Below are 8,958 nucleotides of genomic sequence, written 5' to 3'. Positions count from 1 at the left end.
GTGCCAAACACTATCCCCTCAGCCAGTTAATTGCCGACTGTCGTGGCTATGTGCAACAAACCGGTCGCCGCATTACCTTTGAATATACTGTTCTGGCGGGGGTCAACGATCGCCCCCAGCACGCCGAGGAGCTGGCGCAGCTATTGCGGGGCTTCCAAAACCATGTCAACCTGATTCCCTACAATCCCATTCCTGAGGCAGCCTATCAACGTCCTACGGATCAGCGCCTGCGGCAATTTCTCAGTCAACTGCAAGCCCGAGGGGTTACTGCCAGCATTCGGCGATCGCGGGGTCTGGATCAGCAAGCCGCCTGTGGCCAATTGCGCCAAGGCCAACTCATTCCCTAAACATTTTTTGCTATCATAACTTTCTAATTTCCTGTAATTCCTATCCCATTATTGAATGAAGCCAGAGCTTTGGTTCGTTGCTCCCATTGGCGCGATCGCCCTCGGTGGTATTGCCACCCTGATTCAACCCCAACAACCCTTAGCAGCCCTTTTAGGGAGTGGCATTGGTGCCCTTGCGGGGGCTCCCCTCATTGAAAAGAACCAGCGCCGTAGCGATCGCCTGCTTCAAGACATTCACACCCTCCTCGCATCCTTTCCAGAGACTACGGAACTCAAGACACTTCTCCTGCAAGAACTCAAGCAACAACGCCAACAACTCACTGACCTTGCCCAGCAACTACACGAAGCACTTCCCGAAGCCCGGCGCCCGATTCGCAACCAGATAGCCCAGCCACTGGAAACCCTCAAGGACAATTTAAGAGACACCTCCCCACTGAGTGCCCAGGAACTAGAGCCACTGATTGAAGCCATTCACGCCCAGAGTGCGGCTCTGCAAACCATTCAGACACTCCTCCAAAGACCCCAACCCCCCGCAAATACCCTAAAAACCGCTGTCCTCTATGACATTGAGAACTTAGTCTTTAACCAAGGGCAGCGATTAGACCCCGCCAAAGTCAATGAGCTTGTGTCCTTAGACAAGATTCTGGAGTCAATTAAAAGCACCATTGATCTGGGGGAAATTGCCATCAAGCGCGCCTATGGCAACTGGCAAAATAAAACGCTTCAAGCCCTTAACGATCAACTCAAGCGCTCACAGATTCAACGGGTTCCTGTCTATGGCCACAATCGAGATCAACGCAATGCCGCTGACATTCAGCTCGCCCTCGATGCCATTGACCTAATTCACCACTATCCTGACATTAACACCTTTGTTCTAATCTCTGGTGATGGTGGGTTTGGCTCCATTGCCCTGCGCCTGCGCGACTACGGTAAAACTGTGATTGGCTGTGCCTATTGGAATGCCGCTAGTCTTAGCTTTCAGAAGGTTTGCCACCAATTTATCTTTCTTGAGAATCCCTTCATTGATTCCCCTCCCCCAACCAATGGCAGAAACGGCACACCTTTCCCGCCTCAATCCAAGCCAGCCAACACGACGAGTCAGGCTTCACCTTTATTGTCTTCTCGTTTACCCATTGAGCCGTTGAACTATCATCAAATTCCTGTGAGCGCTATCGGCCAACGGGAAACCGAAAAACTACTGGAACTGTTGTCTTACTATACAAGCGATCCGGCAAAATCCCAGGAACTCGTCAACGGAATTGTTTTTGATACTGTCTTTTGGGATATCAAATCGGTACTCCCCCAACTGGACCCATTGCGGTTTGGTTTCCTCAAGCCCTCCGGCTGGGTGGCTTATCTAGCCGATCAGCATCAGTTACCTATTTGCGTTGCAGTGAATAGTCAATTGCGCAAAGCTGTTCTCTGTTGGCGAAATAAGCTCCCCGAGTACTGCACAGTTCATACCCATGGGCCACAGAGTATCCACACCATCTCAATTTATCGCGCCATTTTTGCCCAGGAAGTCGCAGGAGATGCCCTCTTAACTAACGTGGGACACTGGTTAATAGCCCATCGCCCCCGCAATGTGGCCTCCAGAAGAATGACTAACGCCATTTTTGAGCAGAGCCACAGGGAGGGGCAGCCAATGAGTGAGACAGGAATCAAGCGGGCGATCGCCAACTATGTCAAAGCGGGTATTCTAACGCGCGCCTTATCCTCCAGTGGTGACACCCTGACCCTCAACCCTGCCATCAAGGACTTTTCTAGTTTGGTTATCGAGCTACAAAGCCGCTTTCGCCAAGCTGTGGAAGAGCGCCTCAGCAGGATTGGTGAGACAATCAATGAGCAGGTCTTTGCCCAAGCGGTTCCCCTCCAGCCGCTGCAACTGCCTACAAAGAGTCCAGAAAAGGCACCAGAACCTCCGTCCTAGGACGCATTGGGGGGTTCAATATGACTTGGCAACTCTAAACAATACCCAGCACCATAAACCGTTTTGATATAGCGAGGATTGCGGGGATCAGGTTCCAGTTTGGTGCGCAGGTGACGCACATGGACGCGGATGGTTTCAATGTCATCATCGGGGTCATAGCCCCAGACTTCCTTAAGGATTTCACTGGGAGAAACGGTTTGGCCGTGGCGTTGCAGCAGACAGTGGAGCAGTTCAAACTCAAGGCGTGTCAGCTTAATGATTTTGCCAAACCAAGAGGCCTCAAATCGTTCGGGCACTAGCGTCAATGGACCATAGCTGAGGATTTCTCGATGGCCCGCTGTGGCAGGAATGCGATCGGCCCGTCGCAAGAGGGCGCGTACCCGTGCCAGCATTTCCTCCAATTCAAAGGGTTTGGTGAGATAGTCATCGGCGCCGGCATTAAACCCCTCCACCTTGTTATGGGTTTGGCTCAGGGCCGTCAGCATCAAAATCGGAATATCTTGGGTGCGCGGATCGCGCCGCAGGCGTTGGCAAATGGTAAAGCCATCCACTTGGGGCAACATCAGGTCAAGGAGAATGAGGTCGGGAGAGAGTTGCACAGCGAGGGCTTGCCCTTGCATCCCATCCAAGGACTTTGTGACCTCGTAGCCCGCCATTTGCAGGTTAATTGCCAAAACGTCAGCGATCGCAGGGTCATCATCAATGATTAAGATGCGGGGCTTCATAGGATGAACGGTACTCAATCCTCATAGGCGGCGGACTACCGCTTCTGAGAGAATTATAAACATCGCTGCAAAAACCTTAAGAGTTTGCTGAGTTTCTTTAGATTTTCTCAATATTTGAGGCCAATCTAGGGATATAGACCTTTTCTTTCTAAAATTGGACTATACCCAGCACATAGGATGTTGTCCTACAACAGCTTTACAAGGTTGAGGGGTCACTGAACCCTCTAAATGGGCCTAGACCACGTTCTAATCAGCCCTGGGTAGAGTTTGAAACCCAGTTCTAGGGTGCTATACGCAGAGCTACCCAAGCTGGAGGTACGTTTATGCTGCAAGCTTTATGCGCTCTTGAGGGGATTTTCCACAAACCTAGGCTATACTTTGGGAATGCAACTTTTGGGCAGAAACGATGACCCTGTCCTGACTTTTGCGAACTGCTCACTCACTGTAATGCTGTGGTTTGGATCAGATATGCTGGCTCCCATTCTTGTGGCACAAGCCGCTCTAGCAACTCCACCCCAACATTCAGCCACCGTCATACAGGAATATTCGCCTCGCTCAAATGTTGTTGTTCAAGCCAATGCCGTACCCGTCAAGGTCCTACCCCCTGAAGTCTCTTCCCCACCGGCTACAACGACCTACGTCACACCCACCCACTTTGCCTACTTTCCCCAAGACATTCGTCCACTCCCCGGCCAATTAGACGATGTGCCAGTCTTTAATAGCAACAGTCCAGAGATGGTGCGCTCGGAGGGGATTCTCCTCTCGACGTTTCCACCCCAAGGGAAATGGCAACCAGCGGCTCACCTGAACTATCCCCTAGAGGGGCGCTTTGATGTTTTTGCCCACCACATTACTCAATCCAATCGGGCGGTGAGTACGCCAACCCTCTATTTAGGGCTACTGGCCTACAACCCAACGGATCGCTATGTCACGGTGAGATTTCATCAAGCCGCTAGTTTTTTAAGTACTCCAGATGCCCCTTTCCGCAATTTGCCCGCCATAGTCGATAACCCCACTGGCTTTGTTTTTTCAGGGCCTGGGAGTCGAGTCACCAACCAAGTGCTGCGGGGGGTACGCCAGACCTTCTTTCCCTCACAGGTCACGATTCCTCCTCGCGAAGCGCGGCTGCTGGCTAATCTGCCGTTGCCGTTGCCCACCCAATTTCCCAATGCAGTACTCAATCGTTTCCGCGCAGAGTTGATGCTCAATGCCGATGGCGCGGTCGGTCCCAAGTTGCCCTTAATCCCGGATACGAATCCCTTTGGTGATGTCTCCTCCTCCAATGGCCGCTCAACCCTAATGTACTTAGAAAGCAGTGGCCCGATTTATCTGGCACAAATGTCAATGTTTGCCCGCGTGAACGAGCAGGGCATCGAACGGGCACCCACCCTAGAGGAATGGTGGGCACTGCTCCACCGGGGTCAACTGGTTACTCCCCGCGACATTCCACCCACTCCCCCCACCAGTGATCGGTTTGGTCGCTTCTTCTATGGCCGTGTGGCCGGGGTTAGTCAAGGCTCCCGCTGGCAAGCCACCCTTACCGATCACCAAACCCATGGACAGGCTTTAACAATTCCTGCACCGGGGCGGGCCATCTCCTATGGGATTAGTACGCTCCACCGCGGCACCCTTGGCACCGGTCAAATTCAAAGTGCGCCCATGTTGGTACGCTATCCAGACACTGCCTACTATGCCCACGGCAATTACGGCGTTCACTATAGTTTGACCTTGCCCTTGGTCAACAATACCGGTCAGTTGCAGTCCGTCGTGCTAACGCTGCAAACCCCTGTCAAGCAAGATCACCGCAGTGTTGTCCTCAAATTTTTGGAACCGCCAGCCCCCCAAGTCTTTTTTCGAGGAACGGTGCGCGTCCGCTTCACAGATGATTTAGGACAGATGCAAGAGCGCTATGTTCATTTAGTACAACGGCGGGGTCAGCGGGGAGAACCGTTAGTAACGTTAAATATGCGTCCAGGTGAAAAAAGGAATGTTACTGTGGATCTGCTCTATCCCCCCGATGCAACGCCACCCCAAGTGCTGACAGTGGCGACATTACTTGGCCCTAGCTATGAGAACACCACTCAAGTGCCCGCCGCTCCCAATTCTCTCTCCCTCACACCTGTCACTACACCCTAGGAGTCACCACGGTGGACAGCCGCCTCATCCTAATTGGGGATGTGCATGGTCACTACGAGGGTCTGTGCCGTTTGCTGGATCTCGTTTCCCCCACAGTGGGCGATCGCCTCTACTTCCTTGGTGACCTTGTGGATCGAGGCCCCAGGAGTGCGGCCGTAGTTGAATTGGTGCGACAGTGTGGCTATGGTGCCCTACGGGGTAACCATGAGGATATGATGCTTCTCACCTTTGAGGGCAAACAAATCAATCCGGCACGACTCTTGGTTTGGTCCCAAAGTGGTGGAGATGAGACGCTTGCCAGCTACACCTCCACAGAGTTGCTTTGGGAACACTTGGATTGGCTGCACACGGTGCCCCTCTATCAAGATTTAGGGAATGTGTTTATTGTCCATGCGGGGCTGAATCCGGCATTGCCCCTAGAACAGCAAACTCATCAAGAGTGTTGCTGGATTCGCGAGTCCTTTTTGGCTCACCCCAGCCCCTACTTTCCAGATAAAACTATTGTGGTCGGACACACCATTACCTTTACGTTTCCCAGGGTTCAAGCAGGACAAATTGTGCGGGGTGCCGGTTGGCTAGACATTGAAACCGGTGCTTACCATCGCCGCAGTGGCTACCTGACGGCCCTCGACTGGACCAATCAATGGGTCTATCAAGTGAATGTGCTCTACGGTGGTACTCGCCAGGGGGAACTGGACACATTTCTTGTCGATTTGGCAAAGTTGTCTTGGAATAGGGGCTAGCGTTGGTGCGACGCGGACCACAAAAGACACACAATGCCGATGTTGATGGCAATGTCTGCCACATTAAAGACGGGAAATTGAATCCAGCGAAAATCCAAGAAGTCAACCACCTCACCCGTGAGCAAGCGATCAATGCCATTGCCCAAGGCGCCACCCAGTAAACAACCATAGCCCACCTGCTGCCAGCGATCTAACCGCGGACCTAGAATTGCCCAAGTGATCAGCCCCAAGCTAACAATGAGGGACAGCCAGCGCAACCAGAGACTGCCATTGGCAAAGAGGCTAAAGGCTGCCCCAGTATTCGTAACGTAGGTAATGTGAAAGACACCCGGGATAATGGGCGTTGTTTGCGGCGGCACTGTGAGGGCATAGGTGGCCACAATCCATGCTTTGGTCAGGCGATCGCTAGCTAAGGCGAGACCAGCGACCCACCAAAAGAGGAAGTTCTTGATCTTCAACCGCTGACTGTTCATCCCACAGAGCTCAGGGCAGCCACAGAGACTCGTGCTGCCACCTGTTGGGCGATCGCCCGCAGCGCTTGAGCGGCAGCCGACTGCGGATCCGCAATCAGAATCGGTTGACCCAAATCCCCCCCTTCCCGCACGGGCAATTCCAAGGGTATCTGTCCCAAAAGCGGCACACCCATTTCCGCTGCCAAGGCTTCGCCACCGCCACTGCCAAAAATGTCATAGCGACGATTGGGCAGATCAGGGGGAATAAAGTAACTCATATTTTCCACTAACCCCAGGACCGTTACCCCCAACTGCTGAAACATCCGCAATCCCCGCCGCGCATCCCCAAGGGCAACGGGTTGGGGCGTTGTTACAATCACCACACCCGCCATGGGCACCGCTTGAGCCAGGGTGAGTTGGGCATCCCCAGTGCCCGGGGGCAAATCCACAATCAGATAGTCCAATGCCCCCCAATTACTTTGGTAGAGAAATTGGCGAATAATGCCGTTGAGCATGGGACCACGCCAAATGACTGGCTGATCGCGATCAATTAGGAAGGCCATGGAGACCACTTTCAAGCCGTGGGCCACTGGGGGTAACAGGACATCGCCTCTTGCTTCCTTGCGCACTTCGACAATGGCCTCCTCTAGCCCCAGCATCGTGGGGACATTGGGTCCATAGATATCGGCATCAATAATGCCGACGGCAGCCCCCGCTTGGGCAAGGGCCAGGGCTAAATTCACAGCAACGGTGCTTTTGCCAACTCCTCCTTTACCACTGGAGACAGCAATAATATTTTTGACCCCCGGTACATTGGTACGATCGGGCAGACTTTTTTTTTTTTTTTTTTCAGCGGTCACTGCCACTTGCACATCCATTACCCCCGGTAGGGCAAAGACGGCCTTTTTGCAATCTTCGACAATGAATTCCCGTAGGGGGCAGGCGGGGGTTGTCAGCACCAGTGTAAAACGAACCGTGCCATCCTCAATGGCGACATCGCGGATCATGTTCAACTCCACCAGCGATCGCCGCAGTTCCGGATCTTCAACGGGGCGCAGTGCTGCTAAAACAGATTCAACGGTTAGGGGGGCGCTCATGGGGTAGTGAATAACTGACGTTTATTGAGTAGCTTAGGTAGCGATCGTACCATGTTGGGCAAGTTCCCCTGTCGCCAACAGCAGCGATACCGCTGCGCTGCCAAGAAGTTAAGCCTCTGAAAACCGCTAAAGTCACCGTGGGCGAGAATCACTTCCCCCAGGCCATAATTTCTAGAAAAGGGCGGTATTCTGGAAAGTATGAGCCATTTGGGATCAGAAGGATTGCAACGTTGACTCACTCCACCCTCCACCAACCGGATACAGCCACTGGCCAAGGCCTGCAACGCCAACTCATTGTCATTCTCGATTTTGGGTCGCAATACTCGGAACTGATTGCCCGCCGCATTCGGGAGACCCAAGTCTATTCCGAGGTCATTTCCTATCGCACCACTGCTGAGCAACTCGCCCAATTGGCACCCAAGGGCATTATTCTCTCCGGTGGCCCCAACTCTGTCTATGACGAAAATGCGCCCCAATGCGATCCGGAGATCTGGAACCTGGGGATTCCCATTCTTGGGGTGTGCTACGGCATGCAACTGATGGTGCAACAGTTGGGGGGAAGGGTGGAGCGAGCGATCGCCGGCGAGTATGGCAAGGCGGCGCTTTTTATTGATGACCCCACGGATCTGCTCACCAATGTTGAGCAGGAAACAATTATGTGGATGAGTCATGGCGATAGTGTCACGGAGTTGCCCCCGGGTTTTCGGGTCTTGGCGCATACCCACAATACGCCAATGGCAGCGATCGCCCATCCCGAGCGGAAACTCTATGGAGTTCAGTTTCACCCAGAGGTGGTGCATTCCCTGGGGGGCATTGCCCTGATCCGCAACTTTGTCTATCACATTTGTGATTGCGAACCCACTTGGACAACTGCTGCCTTTGTTGAAGAAGCCATCCGGGAAGTGCGAGCCAAAGTGGGGGACAAACGGGTGCTCCTTGCCCTGTCGGGGGGGGTAGATTCCTCGACGCTGGCCTTTTTGCTGCACCGTGCCATTGGCGATCAACTCACCTGTATGTTTATTGATCAAGGGTTTATGCGCAAAGGGGAACCCGAGCGACTTCTCAAGCTCTTTCAGGAGCAGTTTCACATCAAGGTGGAGTACGTCAATGCCCGCGATCGCTTCCTTGCCCAACTGGTGGGGGTCACCGATCCTGAAGAAAAGCGCAAACGCATTGGCCATGAATTTATCCGCGTTTTCGAAGAAGAATCACAGCGGCTCGGTCCCTTTGACTACTTAGCGCAGGGAACCCTTTATCCCGATGTCATTGAATCTGCCAATGCCAACATTGACCCCCAAACTGGTGAGCGCGTAGCCGTGAAAATTAAAAGCCACCACAATGTTGGCGGCCTGCCGGAGAACTTGCGTTTTAAGCTGGTGGAACCCCTACGCAAGCTCTTTAAGGATGAAGTGCGCCAAGTGGGGCGATCGCTGGGGCTACCCGAAGAAATTGTGCGGCGGCATCCCTTTCCCGGTCCTGGTTTAGCAATTCGGATTCTGGGGGAAGTGACCCCGGAACGCCTAGAGAT

Annotated in this window: 7 protein-coding genes and 1 pseudogene; 5 read left to right on the top strand and 3 right to left on the bottom strand. The window is 53.2% G+C overall.

Going from position 1 to position 8,958, the window contains the following annotated elements; translation table 11 throughout:
• Together H8Q75_RS07190 and H8Q75_RS07185 are read left to right on the top strand one after the other, a co-directional pair.
• Window positions 1-347, top strand: a pseudogene (locus H8Q75_RS07190) (23S rRNA (adenine(2503)-C(2))-methyltransferase RlmN); the annotation flags it as partial.
• Window positions 348-402: 55 nt separating this feature from the next.
• Window positions 403-2,277 carry an NYN domain-containing protein gene (locus tag H8Q75_RS07185; protein ID WP_297040998.1) on the top strand — a complete coding sequence of 625 codons (1,875 nt, stop codon included), beginning with the start codon at window positions 403-405 and terminating at the stop codon, window positions 2,275-2,277.
• Here the strand turns inward: H8Q75_RS07185 and H8Q75_RS07180 are convergent.
• Window positions 2,274-3,002: a response regulator transcription factor gene (locus tag H8Q75_RS07180; RefSeq protein WP_024124187.1), complete on the bottom strand. Its 729-nt coding sequence runs from the start codon at window positions 3,000-3,002 to the stop codon at window positions 2,274-2,276. The genes H8Q75_RS07185 and H8Q75_RS07180 overlap by 4 nt on opposite strands.
• A 468-nt stretch (window positions 3,003-3,470) precedes the next feature.
• Here H8Q75_RS07180 and H8Q75_RS07175 point away from each other — a divergent pair, with 468 nt between their 5' ends.
• Together H8Q75_RS07175 and H8Q75_RS07170 are read left to right on the top strand one after the other, a co-directional pair.
• Window positions 3,471-5,138, top strand: coding sequence for a DUF3370 domain-containing protein (locus tag H8Q75_RS07175; protein ID WP_297040997.1), 1,668 nt, complete (start codon window positions 3,471-3,473; stop codon window positions 5,136-5,138).
• A gap of 11 nt (window positions 5,139-5,149) precedes the next feature.
• Window positions 5,150-5,881 carry a metallophosphoesterase family protein gene (locus tag H8Q75_RS07170; RefSeq protein ID WP_024124189.1) on the top strand — a complete coding sequence of 244 codons (732 nt, stop codon included), beginning with the start codon at window positions 5,150-5,152 and terminating at the stop codon, window positions 5,879-5,881.
• Here the strand turns inward: H8Q75_RS07170 and lspA are convergent.
• Window positions 5,878-6,354: a signal peptidase II gene (lspA, locus tag H8Q75_RS07165; protein WP_024124190.1), complete on the bottom strand. Its 477-nt coding sequence runs from the start codon at window positions 6,352-6,354 to the stop codon at window positions 5,878-5,880. The genes H8Q75_RS07170 and lspA overlap by 4 nt on opposite strands.
• Window positions 6,351-7,430, bottom strand: coding sequence for an Mrp/NBP35 family ATP-binding protein (locus tag H8Q75_RS07160; protein ID WP_297040996.1), 1,080 nt, complete (start codon window positions 7,428-7,430; stop codon window positions 6,351-6,353). The genes lspA and H8Q75_RS07160 overlap by 4 nt, the downstream gene beginning before the upstream one ends.
• A 230-nt stretch (window positions 7,431-7,660) precedes the next feature.
• On the opposite strand from H8Q75_RS07160, the gene guaA reads away from it, so the two are divergent.
• The coding region (guaA, locus tag H8Q75_RS07155; protein WP_297040995.1) for a glutamine-hydrolyzing GMP synthase at window positions 7,661-8,958 on the top strand (1,298 nt) is incomplete at its 3' end.

Origin of the sequence: Thermosynechococcus sp. OHK43, from assembly GCF_014466085.1 — a bacterium.
Taxonomy (GTDB): domain Bacteria; phylum Cyanobacteriota; class Cyanobacteriia; order Thermosynechococcales; family Thermosynechococcaceae; genus Thermosynechococcus.
Note: the sequence above shows the minus strand (reverse complement) of the source record. Positions and strands in the feature narration are given on the sequence as shown.

Coding starts and splice junctions, on each gene's coding strand:
- H8Q75_RS07185 (WP_297040998.1), top strand. CDS start 403: ATGAAGCCAGAGCTTTGGTTCGTTGCTCCCATTGGCGCGATCGCCCTC.
- H8Q75_RS07180 (WP_024124187.1), bottom strand. CDS start 3,002: ATGAAGCCCCGCATCTTAATCATTGATGATGACCCTGCGATCGCTGAC.
- H8Q75_RS07175 (WP_297040997.1), top strand. CDS start 3,471: ATGCTGGCTCCCATTCTTGTGGCACAAGCCGCTCTAGCAACTCCACCC.
- lspA (WP_024124190.1), bottom strand. CDS start 6,354: ATGAACAGTCAGCGGTTGAAGATCAAGAACTTCCTCTTTTGGTGGGTC.
- H8Q75_RS07160 (WP_297040996.1), bottom strand. CDS start 7,430: ATGAGCGCCCCCCTAACCGTTGAATCTGTTTTAGCAGCACTGCGCCCC.